21 protein-coding genes are annotated in these 21,919 nt (G+C 74.3%); 16 read left to right on the plus strand and 5 right to left on the minus strand.

The genetic code is table 11. From position 1 onward, the window contains the following. The first annotated feature begins 63 nt into the window (after nucleotides 1-63). Nucleotides 64-624, plus strand: coding sequence for a TetR/AcrR family transcriptional regulator (locus HDA43_RS28715; RefSeq protein WP_179827180.1), 561 nt, complete (start codon nucleotides 64-66; stop codon nucleotides 622-624). A 90-nt stretch (nucleotides 625-714) separates the two neighbouring features. Here HDA43_RS28715 and HDA43_RS28720 read toward each other — a convergent pair whose 3' ends face one another. Continuing rightward, entirely contained in the window at nucleotides 715-1,698 is a 984-nt protein-coding gene (locus HDA43_RS28720) for a glucosyl-3-phosphoglycerate synthase (protein WP_179827182.1), read from the minus strand. 441 nt (nucleotides 1,699-2,139) lie between these two features. On the opposite strand from HDA43_RS28720, the gene bar reads away from it, so the two are divergent. Beyond that, nucleotides 2,140-3,231, plus strand: coding sequence for a barbiturase (gene bar, locus HDA43_RS28725; RefSeq protein ID WP_179827184.1), 1,092 nt, complete (start codon nucleotides 2,140-2,142; stop codon nucleotides 3,229-3,231). Nucleotides 3,232-3,275: 44 nt separating this feature from the next. Here the strand turns inward: bar and HDA43_RS28730 are convergent, their stop codons facing one another. Continuing rightward, complete coding sequence (locus tag HDA43_RS28730; RefSeq protein ID WP_179827186.1) at nucleotides 3,276-4,154, minus strand: helix-turn-helix transcriptional regulator; 879 nt, start codon at nucleotides 4,152-4,154, stop codon at nucleotides 3,276-3,278. Between the two features lie 352 nt (nucleotides 4,155-4,506). Here HDA43_RS28730 and HDA43_RS28735 point away from each other — a divergent pair, with 352 nt between their 5' ends. From HDA43_RS28735 to HDA43_RS28770, 8 genes are all read left to right on the plus strand, one after another. Further along, nucleotides 4,507-4,809 carry a hypothetical protein gene (locus HDA43_RS28735; RefSeq protein WP_179827188.1) on the plus strand — a complete coding sequence of 101 codons (303 nt, stop codon included), beginning with the start codon at nucleotides 4,507-4,509 and terminating at the stop codon, nucleotides 4,807-4,809. A 176-nt stretch (nucleotides 4,810-4,985) separates the two neighbouring features. Continuing rightward, entirely contained in the window at nucleotides 4,986-5,585 is a 600-nt protein-coding gene (locus HDA43_RS28740; RefSeq protein ID WP_179827190.1) for an SseB family protein, read from the plus strand. Nucleotides 5,586-5,714: 129 nt separating this feature from the next. Beyond that, nucleotides 5,715-6,410 carry a prepilin peptidase gene (locus tag HDA43_RS36550; RefSeq protein WP_179827191.1) on the plus strand — a complete coding sequence of 232 codons (696 nt, stop codon included), beginning with the start codon at nucleotides 5,715-5,717 and terminating at the stop codon, nucleotides 6,408-6,410. Between the two features lie 91 nt (nucleotides 6,411-6,501). Continuing rightward, nucleotides 6,502-7,680 (plus strand): chorismate synthase, encoded by a 1,179-nt coding sequence (gene aroC, locus HDA43_RS28750; RefSeq protein ID WP_179827193.1) that lies wholly within the window; start codon nucleotides 6,502-6,504, stop codon nucleotides 7,678-7,680. A 67-nt stretch (nucleotides 7,681-7,747) separates the two neighbouring features. Next, a complete protein-coding gene (locus tag HDA43_RS28755) occupies nucleotides 7,748-8,251 on the plus strand; it encodes a shikimate kinase (protein ID WP_179827195.1) in 504 nt (167 codons plus the stop codon). Next, the gene (aroB, locus tag HDA43_RS28760) at nucleotides 8,248-9,324 is read left to right on the plus strand and encodes a 3-dehydroquinate synthase (protein WP_179827197.1); all 1,077 of its coding nucleotides are present in this window, start codon (nucleotides 8,248-8,250) and stop codon (nucleotides 9,322-9,324) included. Before HDA43_RS28755 ends, aroB begins: the two co-directional genes overlap by 4 nt. 91 nt (nucleotides 9,325-9,415) lie before the next feature. Beyond that, a complete protein-coding gene (gene aroQ / locus HDA43_RS28765) occupies nucleotides 9,416-9,847 on the plus strand; it encodes a type II 3-dehydroquinate dehydratase (protein ID WP_179827199.1) in 432 nt (143 codons plus the stop codon). After that, entirely contained in the window at nucleotides 9,847-10,605 is a 759-nt protein-coding gene (locus tag HDA43_RS28770) for an SGNH/GDSL hydrolase family protein (RefSeq protein WP_179827201.1), read from the plus strand. The genes aroQ and HDA43_RS28770 overlap by 1 nt, the downstream gene beginning before the upstream one ends. Before the next feature lie 109 nt (nucleotides 10,606-10,714). Here the strand turns inward: HDA43_RS28770 and HDA43_RS28775 are convergent, their stop codons facing one another. Beyond that, nucleotides 10,715-12,826 (minus strand): ATP-dependent DNA helicase, encoded by a 2,112-nt coding sequence (locus HDA43_RS28775; RefSeq protein WP_312873590.1) that lies wholly within the window; start codon nucleotides 12,824-12,826, stop codon nucleotides 10,715-10,717. Nucleotides 12,827-13,090: 264 nt separating this feature from the next. Between HDA43_RS28775 and HDA43_RS28780 the strand changes: the two genes are divergently transcribed. The 3 genes from HDA43_RS28780 to HDA43_RS28790 all read left to right on the plus strand — a co-directional run bounded on the left by HDA43_RS28780 (nucleotide 13,091) and on the right by HDA43_RS28790 (nucleotide 18,037). Beyond that, a complete protein-coding gene (locus HDA43_RS28780; protein WP_179827203.1) occupies nucleotides 13,091-14,437 on the plus strand; it encodes a hypothetical protein in 1,347 nt (448 codons plus the stop codon). A 42-nt stretch (nucleotides 14,438-14,479) separates the two neighbouring features. After that, the gene (locus tag HDA43_RS28785) at nucleotides 14,480-16,063 is read left to right on the plus strand and encodes a Na+/H+ antiporter (RefSeq protein ID WP_179827204.1); all 1,584 of its coding nucleotides are present in this window, start codon (nucleotides 14,480-14,482) and stop codon (nucleotides 16,061-16,063) included. A 336-nt stretch (nucleotides 16,064-16,399) separates the two neighbouring features. Further along, nucleotides 16,400-18,037: an ABC-F family ATP-binding cassette domain-containing protein gene (locus HDA43_RS28790; protein ID WP_179827205.1), complete on the plus strand. Its 1,638-nt coding sequence runs from the start codon at nucleotides 16,400-16,402 to the stop codon at nucleotides 18,035-18,037. A gap of 109 nt (nucleotides 18,038-18,146) precedes the next feature. On the opposite strand, the gene HDA43_RS28795 is transcribed toward HDA43_RS28790, so the two are convergent. Then, nucleotides 18,147-18,404, minus strand: a complete 258-nt coding sequence (locus HDA43_RS28795; RefSeq protein WP_179827206.1) for a ubiquitin carboxyl-terminal hydrolase 14 — start codon at nucleotides 18,402-18,404, stop codon at nucleotides 18,147-18,149. Nucleotides 18,405-18,666: 262 nt separating this feature from the next. Between HDA43_RS28795 and HDA43_RS28800 the strand changes: the two genes are divergently transcribed. From HDA43_RS28800 to HDA43_RS28810, 3 genes are all read left to right on the plus strand, one after another. Then, the gene (locus HDA43_RS28800; RefSeq protein ID WP_179827207.1) at nucleotides 18,667-19,068 is read left to right on the plus strand and encodes a DUF8711 family protein; all 402 of its coding nucleotides are present in this window, start codon (nucleotides 18,667-18,669) and stop codon (nucleotides 19,066-19,068) included. Nucleotides 19,069-19,295: 227 nt separating this feature from the next. Continuing rightward, nucleotides 19,296-19,637 carry a YidH family protein gene (locus HDA43_RS28805; RefSeq protein ID WP_179827208.1) on the plus strand — a complete coding sequence of 114 codons (342 nt, stop codon included), beginning with the start codon at nucleotides 19,296-19,298 and terminating at the stop codon, nucleotides 19,635-19,637. A 47-nt stretch (nucleotides 19,638-19,684) separates the two neighbouring features. After that, a complete protein-coding gene (locus HDA43_RS28810; protein ID WP_179827210.1) occupies nucleotides 19,685-20,008 on the plus strand; it encodes a DUF202 domain-containing protein in 324 nt (107 codons plus the stop codon). Nucleotides 20,009-20,115: 107 nt separating this feature from the next. On the opposite strand, the gene cydC is transcribed toward HDA43_RS28810, so the two are convergent. Then, on the minus strand, nucleotides 20,116-21,876 hold the full coding sequence (cydC, locus tag HDA43_RS28815) for a thiol reductant ABC exporter subunit CydC (protein WP_179827212.1): 1,761 nt from the start codon (nucleotides 21,874-21,876) through the stop codon (nucleotides 20,116-20,118). Nucleotides 21,877-21,919: the final 43 nt, after the last annotated feature.

Consider the following 21,919-nt stretch of genomic DNA (forward strand, 5'->3'; position numbering starts at 1 on the left):
ATGTACGATACATATGAAGTTAGTAGACGCTTGTTTACTGGTCAAATCCGGAAGGACCATGAGGTGGACGAGACACGGCAGCGAGACCGGGAGGGCACCCGGCGGCGCATCCTCGACGCCGCCCGCCGGCTGTTCACCGAACTCGGCTACGACCAGGTGACGATGCGGCTGATCGCCGCCGAGGCCGATGCCAACATCGCGTTGATCAACCGCTATTTCGGCAGCAAGCGGGAGCTGTTCGCCGAGGTGCTGGCCGTACAGGGGCGCTTTCCCGGCCTGCTGGAGGCCCCGTCCGAGGAGCTGCCCCGCCGCCTGGCGGAGTACGTCGCCGACCGGCTCAGGTCGGACCAGGGCAGCCTGATCATGTCGGCGCTCGTCAGGTCGTCGGGCTGCGCCGAGACCCACGAGATCATCCGCGACCGGGTCAGGTCGGCGATCCTGGAGCCGCTGGCCGCGCGCCTGCCCGGCGGCGACGCGGCCTTCCGGGCGACCGCCGCCACCGCGGTGATCACCGGGGTGGGCATGCTGAGCCAGCTCTACGGCAAGGGCGAGCTGGAGGCGCCGGACCGGGAGGCCGTGGTCGGGCGGCTCACCGCCGTCTTCCAGGCGTGCCTGGCGCCCTGACCCCGGCCCGCCGGTCCGCTACGGCCCGCCCCGCGTCCGGTGCCGCCCCCGCCACGGACGCGCTTCCCGCCCCGGCGCCGTGCGCCGCCCTCACTCCGGCTCCGGGCCCGGGCGGAGGCCCTCGACGTACTCGGGCACGGTGATCAGCGGCGGACGCTCGTGCACGCTCACGTCGCTCACCCGCGGCCGCCGGTCGTCGCCCGCCGTGGGGAACTGCAGGATCTCGTGGTACGGCAGGGCGGAGGCGGGCACGCGCCCCTGGCGTTCCAGCCGCGTCCAGGCGGTGAGCATGATGTGCGCGGCCATCTGCCCGAGCGCGTCGAGCGTCTGGTGGGAGTGGGCCCGCACGCCGAGATCGACCTGCGCGAGGGCGTCCAGCCCCACCAGGCCGAGCAGGTCGATGAGCAGGCCCAGTTCGACGCCGTACCCGGTGACGAAGGGGATCCGCTCCAGCGTGGCGCGGCGGCCCGCGTACTCGCCCGCCAGCGGCTGGCGGAAACCGGCGAGCTCGGGCCAGTGCAGGTTGATCAGCGGCCGGGCGACCAGCTCGGTCACCCTCCCGCCCGCGTGCGGCCGGGAGACCGCGCCCTCGGTGAGCGGCCGGTCGTAGCAGCCCTTGACGTAGGCCACCGAGGGGTCCGACAGGAGCGGGCCGAGCAGCCCGGTGACGAAGCGCGAGGAGAAGTCGCGCAGGTCGGCGTCCACGAAGACGACCACGTCGCCGGTCGTGACGGCAAGCGCCTTCCAGAGGGCGTCGCCCTTGCCGGTCATGGCGCCGTACCCGGGCAGCGGGGCGTTCTGGAAGACGACGCGGGCCCCCGCGTCCGCGGCCCTCCGGGCGGTCGCGTCGTGCGAGTGGGAGTCCACCACCACGAGCTCGTCGACCAGCGGAAGGCGCTCCTGCAGGTCACGCCGGATCCGCCCGACGATCTTCCCGACGGTGCTCTCCTCGTTCCGGGCGGGCAGCACGACGCTCACCCGGTGGTCTCCCTTGGCCGCCGTCACCGCCTCGGGGGGCCAGTCGCCCGACAGGCTCGTACGAGCCTCCAGCCAGCGGCCGACCTCAGCGAACATCACCCGTCGCGGGGGTGGGCCCCGGTGTCGTCATCGCTCCTGGCTCCCCTCCGCTGTGTGACTGTCTTCCACGGGTTTGCCCTTGTATGAGGCGTTTAACCCGATATATGGGCTTTTACGGAGATGGGGGCGGCCGGGGAGGAGAACCCGGCCGGACCCCGGACGGTTCCGGTGAGCGCCGGTGGGTGTCGGCGAGTTCTGTCGAAGAGCGGTCCCTCCTTGGGCAAGGAGTGCCCATGAGCCGGGCCGTACCGGCCGTTAGCGTCGCGGTGTGGGGCGGCCGGTCCGGCCGGCGAACCCTCGCGGGTCCCGGCCGGGCGATCCCCGCCGCGCCCGGCCGCGCGTGGCGCGCACCGCGGCCGGGCCGCCGGGGGCACCATGGAACCCTCGCCACCGAGCACGGACATGGACACGGACACGACCCGACGGAAAGGGGCAGGGATGCCGGAACCCATCGAAGTGCGGAAGGTCGCCATCGAGAGCGTCACCGACGCCTCCGGGCTGGCCCGGCTCATCGACGACGGGGTGATCGAGGCGCACCGGGTGCTCGCGGTGATCGGCAAGACCGAGGGCAACGGAGGGGTGAACGACTACACCCGCATCCTGGCCGACCGCGCCTTCCGCGAGGTCCTGGCCGCCAAGGGCCACCCCTCACCCGAGAGCGTGCCGCTGGTGTGGTCCGGCGGCACCGACGGCGTGCTCAGCCCGCACGCCACCGTCTTCGCCACCACGGCGAACGCCGAGCCGAGCGACGAGCCGCGCCTCAGCGTCGGCATCGCGATGAGCGACGTCATCCTCCCCGAGGACATCGGCCGCCCGGCCATGATCGAGAAGGTCGCCGCCGGTGTGCGGGAGGCGATGAAGACCGCCGGGATCGACGACCCGGCCGACGTCCACTACGTGCAGACCAAGACCCCCCTGCTGACCCTGGCCACCATCGAGGACGCCCGGTCGCGCGGCAAGGAGGTGATCACCGACGACACCGGCGCGTCGATGGACGTCTCCAACTCCACCACCGCGCTCGGCGTGGCGGTCGCGCTCGGCGAGATCGAGACGCCCTCCGCCGACCGGATCCACCGCGACCTGTCGCTGTACTCCTCCGTCGCGTCCTGCTCCTCGGGCGTCGAGCTGGACCGCGCGCAGATCGTGGTCGTCGGCAACGTGCGCGGCATCGGCGGCCGCTACCGCGTCGGACACTCCGTCATGCGGGACGCCCTGGACGCCGACGGCATCTGGGCGGCCATCCGTTCCAGCGGCATCGAGCTGCCCGAGCGCCCGCACCCGTCCGACCTGGGCGGCAGGCTGGTCAACGTGTTCATGAAGTGCGAGGCCGACCCGTCGGGCAGGGTACGGGGACGCCGCAACATCATGCTGGACGACTCCGACGTCCACTGGCACCGCCAGATCAAGGCGGCGGTCGGCGGCGTCGCGGCCTCCGTCACCGGCGATCCCGCCGTCTTCGTCTCGGTCGCCGCGGTCCACCAGGGCCCGAGCGGGGGCGGTCCGGTGGCCGCCATCGCCGACCTGGGATGACTCCCGGCCCGAGGGACCCGGCCGAGCCTGCGGCCCCCCGGGGCTCAGCAGCGGACCATCGGTAGCAGGGCGCCGGCCGCGTCGCGGCCGGACGCCATGACCTCGCCGCCGAGCATGATCAGGGCCTGCTCCGAAGGACTGGACGGCTCGGCGTGGACGATGACGAGCTGCTGCCCCGGGGAGCTGGTGATGTCGAACACCTCGCAGCTCAGCTGCATGTCCCCGACGACGCGGTGGCGCAGCGGGGTGACCGCGGGGGGACCGTGGGAGACGTCCTGGCGCGCCCACAGCCGGCGGAACTCCGGGCTCCTCCGGGACAGCTCGCCGACCAGCTCGACGAGCCTGGGGTCGTCGAGGTCCGACCCCGCGGCGGTGCGCAGGCGGGCCACCTTGGCGTGGGCGACCGCCTCCCAGTCCAGGCCGAACTCCCGGGACAGGCTCCGCGTGGCGGAGTCCAGGAAGACCATGCGCATGAGGTTGCCGGCGTGCTCCTGACCCGCGAAGAGGGCGACGGCCAGCCGGTTCGCCGCCAGCACGTCCATGCAGCGGTCGATCACCAGCGCCGGGGTGTACGGCCAGCCGTCGATCAGCCGCAGCACCTCGGGGCTGACCTGCCGTACCTGACCGTCCCCGTCACCCCGCCTCGGTCCGGGGTGCGCCAGCTCGTGCAGGTAGGCGGCGGCGTCGGGGTCGAGGCGCAGCGCCCGCACCAGGGCGCCGATCACCTGCTCCGACGGGTGGCGTTCGCGCCCCTGTTCCAGGCGGATGTAGTAGTCGGTGCTCATCCCGGCGAACATCGCCACCTCTTCGCGGCGCAGTCCCGGGGTGCGGCGGGGACCGGAGTGCAGAAGTCCCACCTCTACGGGGTTCAAAGCCTCGCGGCGAGCACGCAGGAACTCGCCGAGGATGTTTTTCCTGCCCATCTCCTCACCAGATCCGGTTCTTCGCCTGCCGGCGCTCCCTACTGGTTCTCTCACGTCAACCAACCGGCCGGACGACCTGTTCCCGCAGGTGGGAGCGACGATCCTGGGAGTGACGCCCCCACGCTCCGGCCTGGGGGAGATGTTCCTACCCTCCCCGGCGGCATCCCGCCTAGCTTTACTCATGAGGGGTCAACTCCGCCCGGCGCGGCCGTTCCGAGGGCTCCGCGCCGCGACCGGGAACCGCGTGACCGGGCCCCGGGGCCGGGAGCGGAGCCGCCGTCCGGGCGACGCCGGTCCCGCTCTCACGGGCGTCGCCCGGGAACGTGGCCGATCCGATCGGAGGTGAGCTGAGATGATCGGATTCAGGAACACCTTCGCGGCCGGGACGACGGTGCTTTCCATCATCGCCGCCCCCACCGCGGTGCCGATCCGGTCCGCGGTGGCGGCCACCGCGTCCGGAGCCGTCGCCGTCGCCGTCGCGCCCGTCTTCGCCGGCAGCGCCGACGGGGCGGCCAACGGTGTCGGGCCTCGTCGCGTGGGGAGGACCCTGTCCGACGGCGTCGCCGTCGTGCACGTCCTCGCCGGGAGCGCCGACGGGGCGGCCAACGGCGGCGGCAGCAGCCACGGGGGGATCAACGGCGACAACGGCCTGTGACCGCCGTGGGCGGAACGGATCCCCGTCCCGCCCGGCAGGGCCGCGGGTCCGCGAGGCCGGCCACGGCCGCGTCGTGCCCGTCCCGTCCGGCGGGGGCGCGGGTGGCCGGGGCCGCCGCCCGGTCCGGCGCCGCCCCCCGTCCGGACCGGCCGGGGGCGCCGGTAGGCTCCGGATTCGTGCCGAGCATTCCGCAGCCCCTGGTCCCCGACGACGACGGTTCCGCCGACGCCGCCCTGGCGTCCGCGCTCGCCGCGTTCTCGTCCGGTACGGCCGACGCCGGCGCCGTGGTGGCGGCGCTGTCCGGTGCGCGGCTGCTCGTCCCGGTGGTGGCCCTGCTGACCTCCTCCGAGGTCGGCGAGCACGGGCTGCGCCAGGAGAAGGAGAGCGAGATGGCCCTGCCGAAGCTCGTCGGCAAGGACGGGCGGGAGGCCGTGCCGGCCTTCACCGGGGCCGAGTCGCTCCGCCTCTGGCGCCCGGACGCCCGGCCCATCCAGACCACCGTGCCGCTGGTCTGCCAGGCCGCGGTCCACGAGGAGGCCGCCGCGGTGGTGCTCGACGTGGCGGGACCCGTGCCGTTCGTGATCGAGGGGGCCGTCCTGCGGGCCCTCGCCGCGGTCGCGTCGGGCGACGTCGGCGGACTGGGCCCGGAGGTCACCGTGGCCCGGATGGCGGACGTCCCCTCCGCCCCCGAGGCGGCCGGGGCCCAAGAGCCCGCGCGGGCCGCCGGGACGTCCGGGCGCAGGCGGTTCGGCCTGCCCTGGCGCAGGCGAGCCTGACCCTCCGGCCGCACACCGGGCCCCCGGCCGCGGCGTGCAGCGGGCCGTGACCGCCCGGTGGCCGCGGCGGGCCACCCGGCCGCGGCCGTACGGCGGGCGCGACCGGCCCGCCCGGACTATGGTCGAGCGGTGGTCCTCCTCCCCGCCGCGGCGGCCCTCGCCGGAGTGCTGATCGGGCTGTGGTCGCGCGTCCTGGTCGTGCGGCACTCCCTGCCCGGGGGGGAACCGCCGCCGTTCACCGTGGAGGCCGTCACCGGACTGGTCCTCGCCGCGCTCACCTGGCGGGCCGTCACCCCCGGCCTCGACCCGGCCTGGCCGGGCGGCCTCTGGGACGGCGCCGCGCGGGCCGTCGCCGCGCGGGCCGCCGGCCTCCTCGCCCTCTGCTGGCTGGCCGGGGTCTGCGTCGTGCTGGCCTTCGTCGACGCGGCCGTCCGCCGGCTGCCCGACCGGCTCACGCTCGCCGCCTACCTCGGCACCGGCGTCCTGCTGACGGTGTCCGCCGCGGCCGGGGGACGGTGGGGCGACCTGCCGCGGGCCGGGCTCGGCGGGCTCGCGCTGGCGGCCTTCTACCTGCTGCTCTTCCTGGTCAACCCGGCGGGGATGGGGCTGGGCGACGTCAAGCTCGCCGCGAGCCTCGGCACCGCGCTCGGCTGGCTCGGCTGGGGCGTCCTCGTCGCCGGCGCGTTCCTGGGCTTCCTGGCGGGAGGCGTCTACGGCGTCGCCCTGCTGGCCACGCGCCGCGCCGGCCGCCGCAGCGAGATCCCGTTCGGCCCGTTCATGGTCTTCGGCGCGTTCGCGGCGGTCCTCGCCGCCCCGCTCCTCTGATCCCCGCCCGGCGCGGCCCGCCGTACGGGCCGGTGTCTCACCAGGTGAGCTGCGGCCATTCCAGTGGGCGGCACATGGAAGACTTGTCATCATGTTGCGCTGGTTGACCGCAGGAGAGTCCCACGGCCCCGAGCTCGTCGCGATCCTCGAAGGCCTGCCCGCCGGGGTGGAGGTGACCACGGCCGACATCGACGAGGCGCTGGCCAGGCGCCGCCTCGGCTACGGCCGCGGCGCCCGGATGAAGTTCGAGCAGGACGTGGTGACCATCGCCGGCGGCGTACGGCACGGCCGCACGCTCGGCAGCCCCGTCGCCGTCCGCGTGGGCAACACCGAGTGGCCCAAGTGGGAGACGGTCATGGCGGCCGACCCGGTGGACCCGGCGCTGCTGGAGGGCCAGGCCCGCAACGCGCCGCGCTCGCGCCCGCGCCCCGGCCACGCCGACCTGGCGGGCATGCAGAAGTACGGCTTCGACGACGCCCGCCCGGTCCTGGACCGCGCCAGCGCCCGCGAGACCGCCGCCCGGGTCGCCCTCGGCCAGGTCGCGAAGAAGTTCCTCAAGCAGGCCCTCGGCGTCGACATCGTCAGCCACGTCCTGTCGATCGGCGGGGCCGGCACGACCTCCGAGACGCTGCCCGGACCTGACGACCTGGCGAGGATCGACGCCGACCCGGTGCGCTGCGCCGACCCGGCCGGCAGCGCCGCCATGGTCGCCGAGATCGACCGGGCGCACAAGGACGGCGACACCCTCGGCGGCGTCGTCGAGGTCGTCGCCTACGGCCTGCCGCCGGGCCTGGGCAGCTACACCCACTGGGACCGCCGCCTCGACGCCCGCCTCGCCGCGGCCCTGATGGGCATCCAGGCGATCAAGGGCGTCGCCCTCGGCGACGGCTTCGAGACCGCCCGCCGCCCCGGCTCCCGGGCCCACGACGAGATCGAGAACACCTCCGAGGGGGTCCGCCGGATCACCAACCGCGCCGGCGGCGTGGAGGGCGGCATGACCAACGGCGAGCCGCTGCGGGTGAGCGCGGCGATGAAACCGATCTCCACCGTCCCCCGGGCGCTGGCCACGATCGACGTGCTGACCGGTGAGGCGGCCAAGGCCCACCACGAGCGTTCCGACGTGTGCGCCGTACCGGCCGCCGCGATCGTCGCCGAGGCGATGGTCGCGCTCGTCCTGGCCGACGCCGCGCTGGAGAAGTTCGGCGGCGACTCGGTCGAGGAGGTCGCCCGCAACCTCGCCGGCTACCTGTCCTCGATGGTGATCAAGTGACCGGGCGCGCCGCCGGGCGGAGGACCATGGAGAAAGCCACCGAGAAGGCCACGGAGAAGGAGACACGGTGAGTCCCCGCGCAGTTCTGATCGGCCCCCCCGGAGCGGGCAAGTCGACCGTCGGCAGGCTGCTCGCCGGACGGCTCGGCACCGCCTTCCGCGACACCGACGCCGACGTCGAGGCCGTGGCGGGCAAGCCCGTCAGCGACATCTTCGTCGAGGACGGCGAGGAGCGCTTCCGCGAGCTGGAGGCCGAGGCCGTACGGCGGGCGCTGACCGAGCACGACGGCGTGCTGGCCCTCGGCGGCGGCGCGGTCCTCTCCGAGGAGACGCGGGAACTGCTGGCCGGCCACCCGGTGGTCTACCTGGAGGTCGGCCTGTCGCAGGCGGTCCAGCGGGTGGGCCTGGCCTCGGCGCGGCCGCTGCTCGTGCTGAACCCGCGCAGCCGGCTGAAGAAGCTCATGGACGAGCGCCGCCCGGTCTACGAGGGCCTGGCCACCGTCGTCGTGGCCACCGACGACCGCGAGCCGGGCGAGGTCGCCGACGAGATCGCGAAGGGGCTGCGGCCGTGACCGTCTCCAGGATCAGGGTCGGCGGGGCGGCCCCCTACGACGTCGTCGTCGGCGCCGGCGTGCTCGGCGAGCTGGGCGGCCTGCTCGGCGAGGGGGTCCGCACCGTCGCGGTGGTCCACCCCGTGAGCCTGCCGGAGATCGCGCGCCCGGTCCACGGCGCCCTGGAGTCGGCCGGGTACGAGGTCGTCGCGCTGCCGGTGCCCGACGGCGAGCGGGCCAAGACGGCCGAGGTGGCCGCCGGCCTGTGGTCGGAGTTCGGCCGGCACGGCATGACCCGCTCCGACGCCGTGGTCGGCGTCGGCGGGGGAGCGACCACCGACCTCGCCGGGTTCGCCGCCGCGACCTGGCTGCGCGGCGTCAAGGTCGTGCAGGTGCCGACCACCCTGCTCGGCATGGTCGACGCGGCGGTCGGCGGCAAGACCGGGATCAACACCCCGGAGGGCAAGAACCTCGTCGGCTCCTTCCACCCGCCGGCCGGCGTCCTGTGCGACCTCGCCACGCTGGTCTCGGTGCCCCGCGACGACTACGTCGCGGGCCTGGCCGAGGTCATCAAGGGCGGCTTCATCGCCGACCCGGAGATCCTGGCGCTCATCGAGGACGACCCCGAGGGCGCCCGGCACCCCGAGGGACGGCACACCCGCGAGCTGATCGAGCGCAAGGTGCGGGTCAAGGCCGACGTCGTCGGCGCCGACCTGCGCGAGAGCGGCCTGCGGGAGATCCTCAACTACGGCCACACCCTCGCCCACGCCATCGAGCGGGCCGAGGACTACCGGATGCGCCACGGCGAGGCCGTGGCCATCGGCATGGTCTACGCCGCCGAGCTGTCCCGGCTGGACGGCCGGATCGGCACGGCGATCGTGGAGCGGACCCGCTCGATCCTGACGTCGGTCGGGCTGCCCACGGCCTACCGCCGCGAGGCCTGGCCGGAGCTGCGCGACCACATGCGCCTGGACAAGAAGAGCCGCGGGGCCAGGCTGCGTTTCGTCGTCCTGGACGACCTGGCTAAGGTGTCTCCGCTGGAGGATCCGCCCGAGGAGCTGCTCGAGGCCGCCTACCACGAGATCGCCCGGTAGCCCCCGGCCGGCCCGTCCCCGCGGCCCGGCGGACCGCAGCACGGAAGGCACGGCCCCGGCGGGCCGCGCGGTGACGAGGAAGATCGGTGGAATGAGACCCGTCTACGTGTTCAACGGCCCCAACCTGTCGCGGCTCGGCACGAGAGAGCCCGACGTCTACGGCGCGGAGACCTTCGAGGACCTGGTGGAGCTCTGCCGGGAGGCCGGCAGGGAGCTGGGCCTGTCGGTGGACGTCCGGCAGACCGACGACGAGGCCGAGCTGGTGGGCTGGCTGCACGAGGCGGCCGACTCGCGGACCCCGGTGGTGCTGAACCCGGCGGCGTTCACCCACTACTCCTACGCGCTGCGCGACGCCATCGCCCAGCGCACCGCGCCCCTCGTCGAGGTGCACATCTCCAACCCGGCCGCGCGGGAGGAGTTCCGCCACAACTCGGTCGTCGCGGGGGTGGCCACCGGCACCGTCGCGGGCTTCGGCCTCCGGTCCTACGCGCTCGCGCTGCGCGCCATCGCGGAGGAGGCGTGATGGGTTACCGTTCCTTCGTCGCCGTCGGCGACAGCTTCACCGAGGGCATGAACGACCCCGGGACCGGCGGGGCCTTCCGCGGCTGGGCCGACCGGGTGGCCGAGCGGCTGGCCGCGCTCGACCCGGAGTTCCGCTACGCCAACCTGGCCGTGCGCGGCAAGCTCATCGACCAGATCATCGCCGAGCAGCTGCCGCGGGCGATCGAGATGCGCCCCGACCTGGTCAGCTTCTGCGCCGGCGGCAACGACCTGCTGCGGCCCGGCAGCGACCCCGACCGGATGGCCAAGAAGATCGCGACGGCCGTGCGCGAGCTGCGGGCCACCGGCGCCGAGGTGCTGCTGTTCACCGGCGTGGACCCGCGCGACACCCCGATCATGCGCCGCGCCCGCGGCACCTTCGCGATCTTCTTCATGCACCTCCGGTCCATCGCCGACCTGCACGGCTGCCATCTGGTGGACCAGTGGTCGATGCAGGGGCTGCGCGACTGGCGGGCCTGGAGCGAGGACCGCCTGCACATGAACGAGGAGGGCCACCGGATGGTGGCCGCCAAGGTGTGCGAGGTGCTCGGGATCGACGCCGACGACGACTGGCGGAAGACCTGGCCGCCGCTCGACCGCGTCGATCCGGCGGCCAAGCGCCGCGAGGACATCCAGTGGCTGCGCGAGCACTTCGGCCCGTGGGTGGTCCGCCGGATCCGCAGGCGCTCCTCCGGCGACGGCCTCGACCCCAAGCGCCCCGACCTGGAGCTGTTCCGCTGATCCCCCGCGAGGGAGGGAGAGCCGCCGGAGCGGCCCCGTACGGCCCGGCCCCGGCGCGCGCCGTACCGGACCGGAGCCCGGCGCCGTACCGGGGCCGGGCGCGGGGCCGTCAGGAGTCCGCGAGCCGCCGCAGCGCCTGGCGGACCTTCTCCGGGTCGTTGGTGGGCCAGAACGGCGGCAGGGAGTCGCGCAGGAAGCCGGCGTAGCGGGCGGTGGACAGCCGGGGGTCGAGGACCGCGACCACGCCCTTGTCGTGCTGGCTGCGCAGCAGGCGGCCCGCCCCCTGCGCGAGCAGCAGGGCGGCGTGGGTGGCGGCGACCGCCATGAAGCCGTTGCCGCCCTTGGCCGCCACGTGCCGCTGGCGGGCGGAGGTCAGCGGGTCGTCGGGCCGGGGGAACGGGATGCGGTCGATGATGACCAGCCGCAGCGACGGCCCCGGCACGTCCACCCCCTGCCACAGCGACAGGGTGCCGAACAGGCAGGTCGGCTCGTCCTCGGCGAACTGCTTGACCAGCAGCATGGTGGAGTCGTCGCCCTGGCACAGCAGCGGCACGCTCAGCCGGTCGCGCAGGGCCTCGGTGGCGGCCTTGGCGGCGCGCATCGAGGAGAACAGGCCGAGGGTCCGGCCGCCGGCCGCCTCGATCAGCTCGGTGATCTCCTCCAGGTACGCCTCGGGCAGGCCGTCGCGGCCCGGCTGGGGCAGGTGCCTGGCGACGTAGAGGATGCCGCTGCGCGGGTGGTCGAACGGTGAGCCGACGTCGAGGCCGGTCCAGTTCTTCGCGCGCTTTCCGCTCTTCTTGTCCGACTTGCCAGTGGTCTTGTCCGCGCCGCCGACGCCCTCCCCGGAGTCGCCCTCGGCGGCGTCCCTGGAACGGTCACCGGTGCCGAGGCCCCACTGGCGGGCCAGGCCGTCGAAGGCGCCGCCCAGGGCGAGCGTCGCGGAGGTCAGGACCACCGTACGGTCGCCGAAGAGCTTGTCGCGCAGCATCCCCGCCACGGTCAGCGGGGCGATCCGCAGCACGGGCGGACGTCGGTCGGTGCCGGCGTCCAGCCAGACGACCTCGGCCCGGTCGATCTCCTCGGCGTGGCCGAAGGCGTCGAGGATCCGCTGGGCGGTGTCGTGGACCTCGTCCAGGGCGGTGAAGGCCGCCTTGCGCAGCCCGGCGCCCTCGGGGTCGTCCTTGTCGCCGCCCTGGCGCGGGCCCAGGGAGGTGATGCACGCCCACGCCGCGTCGCGGATCAGGGCGAGGGTCAGGCCGAGCACCTGGGGCAGCTCGTCGAGCCGGCCGGGCGGCGCGGCGGCCAGCAGGGCCTTGAGGTCCTCGCCCGCCTCCATGAGGCGGTCGGAGGTCGGCTGGTCGATCAGCCGCCCCACCCGCCGCACGGCCGCCATGACCATGGTCTCCGACAGCTCGCCGCTGACCACGGAGGTGACCCGGTCGACCAGCTCGTGGGCCTCGTCCACCACGACCACCTCGTGCTCGGGCAGCAGCGGGAAGTCCTCCATCGCGTCGATCGCCAGCAGCGCGTGGTTGGTGACGACGATGTCGGACTCCCCGGCGCGGGCGCGGGCCAGCTCGGCGAAGCACTCGGCCCCGCTGGGGCAGCGGGTGGCGCCCAGGCACTCCCTGGCGCTCACCGAGAACTGCCGCCAGGCCTGCTCGTTGACGCCGGGCACCAGCTCGTCGCGGTCGCCGGTCTCGGTCTCCTCGGCCCACTCCTGGATGCGCTGGACCATCCGCCCGGTCGCGCTCACCTCGCGCGGGTCGAAGAGCTGGTCCTGCTCGTCCTCGGGCCACCCCGCGGTGGCCTTGTAGCGGCACAGGTAGTTGCGGCGGCCCTTGAGGATCGCGAACGTGGGCTCGTGCGGCAGGTGCGGGGCGAGCGCGTCGGCCAGCCGGGGCAGGTCGCGGTCGACGAGCTGGCGCTGGAGCGCGATGGTGGCGGTGGAGACCACCACGGCGCCATCGGAGGTCATCGCGTGCCGGACCGAGGGGATCAGGTAGGCGAGGGACTTGCCGGTGCCGGTGCCGGCCTGGACGGCCAGGTGCTCGCCCTTGTCGATGGCCCGCTGGACGGCCCGCGCCATCGTGAGCTGACCGGGCCGCTCGACCCCTCCGACCGCCTTGACGGCGGTGCTCAGCAACTCCTCGACGGGGGGCAGGAGCTCCTGCGAGGAGGCGTCGTCGGCTTCGGCGTGGGTGATGGAGTCGGTCGGCACGACAGCCAACCGTACTCGGTCCCCACGACGATCGCCGCCGCTCCGGCCGGTGAGTGCGCGGACGCGTCCCGGCATTCCGGAAGCCATGTCCCATGTCGCGTGGCAGACTGGCTCCGGCACCCGGCCGCCGGAACGCCCTCGGTCGAAAGGAGATCGTCCGTTTCGGTGTCACCGGGGTGAAAGATGGGGACGAAAGGACCGGTTCGGTAGAGTTTCCCGGGGTCGAGTGGACGAATAAAGGCTGGTTGAAGCACGATGTCCTCCATGTCGGAAGTTGTCCCGTTGCCGTCGTTCGGCGAGGTGTTCTTTGACGAGCGTGGCCAGGAGCGGGTTCTACGGGTCACCTGGCACGAAGGCACGCTGGTCCTGAGCCTGTGGCGCGGGGAGATGTGCACCGCCAGTTTCCGCATGCCGCTGAACGACGTCGGCCGCCTGGTGGACGCCCTCGACGAGGGGTTCATCCAGGCCGGGGGCCAGTACCCCGACGAGGTGGACGACCAGCCGCAGGCCGTGCCGCCGGGGGGACAGGCGGCCCAGGCCGGGCCCGGCGGGCCCACGGGCTTCCCCGTCTCCGGGGAGTTCCCGGCGGCCGGCGAGCTGCCCGGCACCGGGCAGTACGCCCGCCCCCGCCCCGAGGAGTACGCCCAGCCGCAGCCGTATCCCGATGACCGGCAGTATCCCGATCCGGACCGGCAGTATCCCGACGTCGCCGCCCAGTCCGAGCCGCCGGACGACCGCCCGGTGCCCGCCCACGGCCCCAACGACGTGCTGGTGGCCCGGGGGGCCGTGCCGCCGCCCCCGGACCGTTCCCCGGCCCGCGCCGCCGACTACGGCTCCGGCGACGCGGTGCCCCGGGAGAACATGATCGTGGGCGACTCGCTGTCGTACGGCCGGCCGTACCCCGCCGAGCCGCTGGGCCCGGCCTCCGGCGAGCCCGCCTACCAGATGCCCGGCGGCGACCGCTACGGGTCCCGGCAGCCGGACCCCTTCGCCGCCCCGCCCTCCGGTCCCGACGCCTACGGCGCGGCGCCCGACCCGTCCGACCCCTACGGCGGGCCGCCCACCCAGCCCGGCCCGTACGACTCCCCGGCCGCCCACCGGCAGCCCGACCCCTACGCCCCGCCCGCCGAGCGGTACCCGTCCCACTCCGCGCACCCCGACCACTACGCCTCCCCGGGCGCGGCGCCCCAGGGGCAGCAGCACTCCACCGACCCGTTCGGCTTCGCGGCGCAGCAGCGCCAGTCGGCCTACGACGCCGGCCCGTCCGAGCGGTCCGACCCCTACGGCTACCCCGCCCCCCAGGCCGACCCGTACCTCGGCGGCGCCCCGGGCGCCCCGCAGCCGGGTACGGCCGGCCACCCCGCGGACCTGCGCGACCTGTACGGCTCGCCGCCCGCCGGCTACCAGCAGGGGGTGGACCCGTCCGACCCGCTCGGCCTGCGCGGCAGGCAGCCCGACCCCGACCCGCTGGGGTTGCACGGCCGGCAGGATTCGCGGGTGTCGCGCCCGTACGTCCCGGACCCGCCGCACTCCACCGGTGAGCGGCTCCGCCCCGACCAGGGTTATGAGGAGCGCCGCCGCGACGAGCGGGACGACCGTCACGACTGGTGATCCCGGGGCAGACGCCCGGGATCACCGCGCTCGGGGGAGCCGATGAGTCAGGAGTCCGTACTCCAGCTGCTGCTCGTTCCGGTCATCGCCATCGCGGTGGCCGCCGTCGCCAGACGGCGCGAGTGGTCGGCGCCGCTGCTGCTGGTGCTGGCCGGGCTGGTGCTCTCGCCGCTGGTGCCCGGCTACCAGCTTGACCCCGAGCTGATCCTGCTGGTGTTCCTGCCCCCGCTGCTCTACTCCGCCGCGATCGACAGCTCCTACACCAGGCTCAAGGCCGTCCGCAGGCCGGTCGCGCTGCTGTCGATCGGGCTGGTGCTGTTCACCACCCTGGTCGTCGGCTGGGTGACCCACCTGCTGCTGCCTGAGCTGCCGGTGGCCGCGGCCTTCGCGCTGGGCGCCATCGTGGCGCCGCCCGACGCGGTCGCCGCGGTCGCGGTGGCCCGGCGGCTCGGGCTGCCCCGCCGGGTGGTCTCCATCCTGGTGGGGGAGAGCCTGTTCAACGACGCCACCGCGCTCACCGTCTACCGGGTGGCCGTCTCCGCCGCGCTGGGCGCCGGGATCACCTGGCCGGAGGCGGCGGGCAGGTTCCTGTACGCCGCGGCGGGCGGCGTCGCGATCGGCGTCGCGCTCTCCTGGCTGCTGACCCGGCTGCTGCGGCTGCTGCGCGACCCGCTCACCGAGAACACCGTCATGCTGCTCATCCCGTTCGGGGCCTACCTGACGGCCGAGATCGCCCACACCTCCGGGGTGGTCGCCGTGGTGATCGTCGGACTGTCCGTCGGGCACAGGATGCCCTCGGCGGGCTTCGGCACCAGGCTGCTGTCCGGCGCCGTGTGGCGGGTCATGGGGTTCTTCCTGGAGACGATCGTGTTCATGCTGATCGGCCTGCAGCTGTGGCCGATCATGAGCGCGCTGGGCGGGGAGGACCCGTGGAGGCTCGCCGGGATGGCGCTGGCCGTCTTCGCGGCCACGGTGCTGGCCAGGGCCGTGTGGGTCGTGCCCAGCATCCACCTGCCGAGGAGGCTGTCGGCCCGGGTCCGGCGGAACGAGCCGAAACCGCCGTCCTGGCCGGGGACGCTCATCGTGAGCTGGGCCGGCATGCGCGGGGTGGTCTCGCTCGCCGCGGCCTTCGCGCTGCCCGAGGACTTCCCGGGCCGGCCCACGATCCTCTTCCTCACGTTCGCGGTGGTGATCGGCACGCTGCTGATCCAGGGCCTGTCGTTCCCGGCGCTCATCAGCCGGCTGCGGGTGTCCAACGAGCAGGAGATCTTCGCCGACAACCTCGCCGAGGCCGGCGCCAAGCAGCAGGCCGCCACCGCCTCGCTCGCCCGGCTGGAGGAACTGGCCGCCGAGGGGATCCCCGAGTCCGGCGAGCACGTGGTGCGGCTGCTCAGGAAGCGGACCGAGCACCAGCCGCTCGCCGCCTGGGAGCGGCTCGGCGGCGGGACCGGCCCCGAGGGCGAGGAGACGCCCAGCGGCCTCTACCGGCGGCTGCGCCGGGAGATGCTGGCGGTCGAGCGCGACGTGCTCGTACGGCTCCGCGACGAGGGCCGCATCGACGACGAGGTGCTGCGCCGGGTCATCCGGGAGCTCGACTTCGAGGAGGCCAACCTGGAGCGGGAGTAGGCCCGTTCCCGGAGGCCCCGCCCGCGCGCCGTACGCGGTTCCCGGCGTGTGCCACGGGCGGCTCCCGGGCCCGTCCGCGCGCCGTGTGCGACGTTCCGGTCCCGGCCGCGGGACCGGTGGTCCGGACGCCGGTGCTATCGTGGACGGGACCTATGACCGTGAGCGATGGGAGACCAGGAATGGCAGGGGACCTCGACATCTCCGGGTGACACCGGAAGTGGCCGGCCCACGGCAGGCGCGTGATCGCCGCCGTCGGGGCCATGTCGACGTTTCATCGATCCCTGCCGTCCGCCGGGCGTCCCTGACGCGCCCGCTTCCGTACGAGGTCTTTCTTTCATGTCCGACGCCTTCGTCGTCTGTTCCAACCTGTCCTTCTCCTGGCCCGACGGCACCCCCGTCTTCCAGGAGCTGTCCTTCACCGTGGGCCCCGGCCGCACCGGCCTGGTCGCCCCCAACGGCGCGGGTAAGACCACCCTGCTCAAACTGATCGCCGGTGAGTACCGGCCGACCGGCGGCGGTGTCACCGTCGGGGGCGTGCTCGGCTACCTGCCGCAGAGCCTGCCCCTGTCCGGCGACCTGACCGTGGCCGAGGTCCTCGGGATCGCCCCGGTGATCGCGGCCCTGGACGCCATCGAGTCCGGGGACGCCGCCGAGGAGCACTTCACCGTGATCGGCGACGACTGGGACGTCGAGGAGCGCACCCGCGCCCAGCTCGACCGGCTCGGCCTCGCGGACCTCGACTTCGACCGCCGCCTGCGCACGCTCAGCGGCGGCCAGGCCGTCTCCCTCGGGCTCGCCGCGCAGCTGCTGAAGCGGCCCGACGTGCTGCTGCTCGACGAGCCGACCAACAACCTCGACCTCGACGCCCGCCGCGGACTGCACGACGTGCTCGACGACTGGACCGGCTGCCTGCTGCTGGTCAGCCACGACCGGGCGCTGCTCGACCGGATGGACCGCATCGCCGAGCTCGACCGGGGAGAGCTGCGCTCCTACGGGGGGAACTTCACCGCCTACGAGGAGGCGGTGCGCGCGGAGCAGGAGGCCGCCGAGCGGACCGTCCGCAGCGCCGAGCAGGAGCTGAAGCGGGAGAAGCGGGAGATGCAGCAGGCCCGCGAGCGGGCCGAGCGCCGGGCGGGCAACGCCGCCCGCAACCTGAAGAACGCCGGCCTGCCGCGCATCTTCGCCGGGAACATGAAGCGCGGCGCCCAGGAGTCGGCGGGCCGGGCGGGCCAGGCGCACTCCGCGCGGGTCGAGGACGCCAGGGCGCGTCTCGACGAGGCGAGCCGGGCCCTGCGCGACGACCAGAGGATCGCGCTGGACCTGCCGGGGACCGAGGTCCCGGCCGGGCGCACGGTCTTCCACGGCGAGGGCATCCAGGTCCGCCGCGGCGACCGGCCGCTCTTCGCCGGGCAGGGGATCGACCTGACCGTCCGCGGTCCGGAGCGCATCTCGCTGACCGGGCCCAACGGCGCCGGCAAGACCACCCTGCTCCGCGTGCTCGGCGGTGACGTGGAGCCGGAGGGCGGCCCGGTCAGGAGGGCCGCCGGCCGCGTCGCCTACCTGTCCCAGCGGCTGGACCTGCTCGACCTGGACCGCACCGTGGCGGAGAACCTCGCCGCGTTCGCGCCCGGGATGCCACAGGCCGACCGGATGAACCTGCTGGCCCGCTTCCTGTTCCGCGGTTCCCGCGCCCACCTCCCGGTCGGGGCGCTCTCCGGCGGCGAGCGGCTGCGCGCCACGCTGGCCTGCGTCCTGTACGCCGAGCCGGCGCCCCAGCTCCTGCTGCTGGACGAGCCCACCAACAACCTCGACCTGGTGAGCGTCGGCCGGCTGGAGAGCGCGCTTCAGGCGTACCGGGGGGCGTTCGTGGTGGTCAGCCACGACGAGCGGTTCCTCGCCGAGATCGGGGTGAACCGCCGGCTGCGGCTCTCCGAGGGCCGTCTGCTGGAGGCGGGGGCCCCGGAGGACGCCTGACGGGTGCGCCCCGGTCCCGGGAACCCGGGACCGGGGCGCGCTCCGGGTTCCGTTCCGTGGACCTCCGCCCGCGCGGCCGCGGCGGACGGGACGATCCACGGAACGGAACCTAGCCGAGCATCTCGTCGACGAAGCACCACCGCCAGGTCTCGCCCGGCTCGAACGAGGCGATGACCGGGTGGCCCGTCTCCCGGAAGTGGGCGGTGGAGTGCCGGCCGGGCGAGGAGTCGCAGCAGCCGATGTGCCCGCAGTCCAGGCACCTGCGCAGGTGGACCCAGCGCATGCCGGTCCTCAGGCACTCCTCGCACCCCTCGGTGGTGCGAGGGGACGGGTCCCCGGCCCCGGTCAGGTGTTCGCAGTCGGTCATTTTCCCCCCTTGGTCCAGTTCAGGACGCCTCACGGAGATCGTACGACCCCCGCCCGGGGCGTCCGGCGGCGGCCGGGCGGCCCCGCCGAGGGACGATCGTACGGTCCCCGCAGGTCGGCCGTCCCCGCAGGTCGGCGGCCTCCGCAGGTCGGCCGTCTCCGCCGGTCGTGGTCCCCGCCGGTCGGCCCTCCCCGCCGGTCCGGTGGGACATGTGTCCGCGCGGTGCCGCTCGCCGTGCGGATCCGCCGGGTAGGGTCTGGGCATGCGACCCCCTACGCGACGCGTCCCCGCTCTCGCCGCCGCCGCGCTGGCCGCCGTTCTGGTCACCACGGGATGTTCCGAACTGCAGGAGGTGAGCCAGGGCGTCGACAAGGCGCAGCAGTGCCTGCAGGCCACCGGCATCGTCACCGACACGGTGCGCAAGGTCTCCGGCCTGACCGACGACCCCGCCGCGCTGGAGAAGGCGCTGAACGACGGCGCCGCCAAGCTGGGCGACCTCGCGGACCAGGCCGCCAACACCACGCTGAAGGAGGCCGCCGACGGGGTGGCCGCCGACCTGCGGAAGGTGAACGTCACCGACGTCAACAGCGCCGTCGACGCGGCGCAGAAGACCGCGGCCGACTCGGCGCGCTGGGTCGAGCAGCTGAGCTCCGCCTGCTCCTGACCCGTCCGCCCCGCCCACCGCGGGGGACCCGCCGGGCCGCCTCCCGAGGGCCCGCCGGACCGCCTGGGAACCAGCCGGGCCACTCTCCCGAGGGCCTGCGGGGCCGCCTCCCGGGGGCCTGCGGGTCGCCCGGGAACCCGCCGTTCCCGCGGCGGAGACCTCCCGGCGGGGCCACAACGGGATCCCGAGTTCTCTATGGGAAATATCGGGGAAATACCGTCGATTCTATGAAGGCCCCTGGTCACGAACCGGATCCCCGGTTCACGCTCGCGAACGAACGTACCTTTCTGACCTGGCTCAGCACCTCGCTGGCGCTGAGCGCGGGCGGCGTCGCCATGGCGGCGGTCCCCGAGGACGTCTTCGTGCCCTGGATGCGGACGACCCTCGCCGTCGTCCTGGTGTTCCTGTCGGCGGTGTCGGCCGCGATGGCCTACCCGCGCTGGCGCCGCGTGCAGCACGCGCTGCGCAACGCCGCCCCGCTCCCGCCTCCGGCCCTCGCCTCCATCCTGGGGTACGGCGTGGCCGTCGTGGCGGTGCTCGCCCTGATCCTCATCCTGCTGGGCCGCTGACGGTGCCCGCCGCGCCGGAGGCCGGAGCCCGCGCCGGAGGTGACCCGATGGACAACCTGTGGGACGAGGGACTGCAGAACGAGCGCACCCGGCTGGCCTGGATGCGCACCGCCGCCACGCTCGCCGTCGGCGGCCTGGGCGCCGGGGGGATCGTCCTGCGCGCCGGCGTCCAGCCGGTCGTCGCGGTCCCCTTCGTCCTGGCCGCCCTCTGCGGGGCGCTGCTGCTGTCCCGCATCGGCGTCCGCTACCGGCGTGTTCAGCGGGCCCTGCACGAGGGCCTGCCCCTCGACGACCGCGCCGACGCCGTCATCGCCTGGCTCGGCACGATGGCCGTCGCCGCCGGCGCGATCGGTTTCGTCCTCACCCGCTAGGACCCGTTTCGTGGATCATCTGAGCCATGGCGGCAGGCAGGCGATGGTCACGGCCAGGTGGTGACGGCAAGCGAGCTTGCCGTAGCGGGTGGTGACGCCTGATGCGATCAGCCGGCGAGTTGGGTGGCGAGGAGCCGCGTATAGGCGCCACGGGTGACGAGGAGTTCGGCGTGCGTGCCGATCTCGGCGACCCGGCCGTCGTCCAGGACGACGATGCGGTCGGCGGTGCGGATGGTGGACAGACGGTGGGCGATGACCAGGGTGGTGCGGTCGCGGCGGGCCGCGGTCATGGCGGCGACCTCTTGCTCGCTCTCGGCGTCGAGGTTGGAGACGGCCTCATCCATGATCAGGATGGGGGCGTCCTTGAGGAGGGCGCGGGCGATGGCGATGCGCTGGCGCTGGCCGCCGGACAGGCGTGCGCCGAGTTCGCCGGGCAGGGTGCCGTAGCCGTCGGGCAGGCCGGCGATGAACGTGTGGGCGTGGGCGGCGCGGGCGGCGGTCTCCACCTCTTCGTCGGTGGCCTCGGGGCGGCCGAGGCGGATGTTGTCACGCAGCGGGATGTTGAACAGGTAGACGTCCTGGGGGACGAGGGTGATCAGGCGGCGTAGATCGTCCTGGGGGAAGTCGCGGATGTCGTGGCCGCCGATGGTGATCGTGCCGGCGGTGACGTCCCACATGCGCATGAGAAGGCTGGCGCAGGTGGATTTGCCCGCTCCGGAGTGGCCGACCAGGGCGACGGTCTCGCCGGGGGCGATGTCGAAGGTGCCGCCGGCGAGCGCTTCGGGCAGGTCGGGGGCGTAGCGGAAACGGACCGCCTCGAAGCGGACGTGCGGCTCGACGGGGCCGGAGGGTGGGGTGGTGACGCGGTCGGTGACCGGGGCGGGGGTGTTCAGGATGGTCATGATGCGGTCCCCGGCGGCGATGACGAGGTTGAGGTCGCGGGCCACGTCGGTGACGGCGATGACCGGGGCGAAGGTGGTGGCGGCCAGGACGACGGCGACGGGGAACAACGCCGGTTGCAGGCTGCCCGCCGAGGTCAGCAGGGCGGCGGTGACGAGCACGGCGAGCATGCCGAGCGTGGTGGCGGCGTTGGTGGCGGCGTGTTCGAGGCCGGAGCGGCGGCCGTGGGCGAGCTTGGCCTCCAGGAGCCGCCGGTTCTGTTCGCCGAGGCGGTCGAGCTGGCGGGCTCCGGCGCCGGAGGTGAGCAGCTCCCGCAGGCCCTGAAGGGTGTCGACGGCTTCGGCGTTGAACTCGCCGAGTTCGGCGCGCAGCTTCGCGCCTTGGGCGGCGGCCCGTTTGCGCAGCCAGGCGGGTAGGAGGGCGAGCAGGATCAGAGCGGGCGCGAGGGCTGCGGCGAGGGCGGGATGGAAGACGGCCAGGGCACTCAGCGCGGCGACGGGGACGGTGACGGCGCTGATCAGCGGGCTGAGGGTGTGGGCGAACCAGAGCTCCAGCTGCTCGACGTCGGAGATGGCGGCGGCGCCGAGGTCGCCGGAGCGGCGTTGGAGGAGGTAGCCGGGGGCGAGGCGTTCGAAGGCGGCGTAGACGCGGCCGCGGACGTCGGCCAGCACGCGGAAGGCGGCCATGTGCGCGAGGTGGGACTCCAGCCACGGGGTGAGGGCCAGGAAGGGCAGGAGGAGGCCGAGAACGATCAGGCCGCCACGCAGGTCGTCGGGTGCGGCTCCGGTGATGGCGCGGCTGACGACCCACGCGCCGACACCGGCGGAGGCAAGGACGACCAGATGGTGGGCGACGCCGCTGACGATCGCGGTCAGCAGCAGGGGCCGGTGCGGACCGAGCAGGGCCAGGATGGGCCGAAACCGGGACCCGCCGGGACGGCCGGGCGCGACGGCGGTGGCGGCTGTCATCGGGTGGCTCCGTTCTGCGCGGCGACCAGGTGGGCGTAGGCGC

The sequence above is a fragment of the Streptosporangium sandarakinum genome (assembly GCF_013409935.1).
Classification (GTDB): domain Bacteria; phylum Actinomycetota; class Actinomycetes; order Streptosporangiales; family Streptosporangiaceae; genus Streptosporangium; species Streptosporangium nondiastaticum.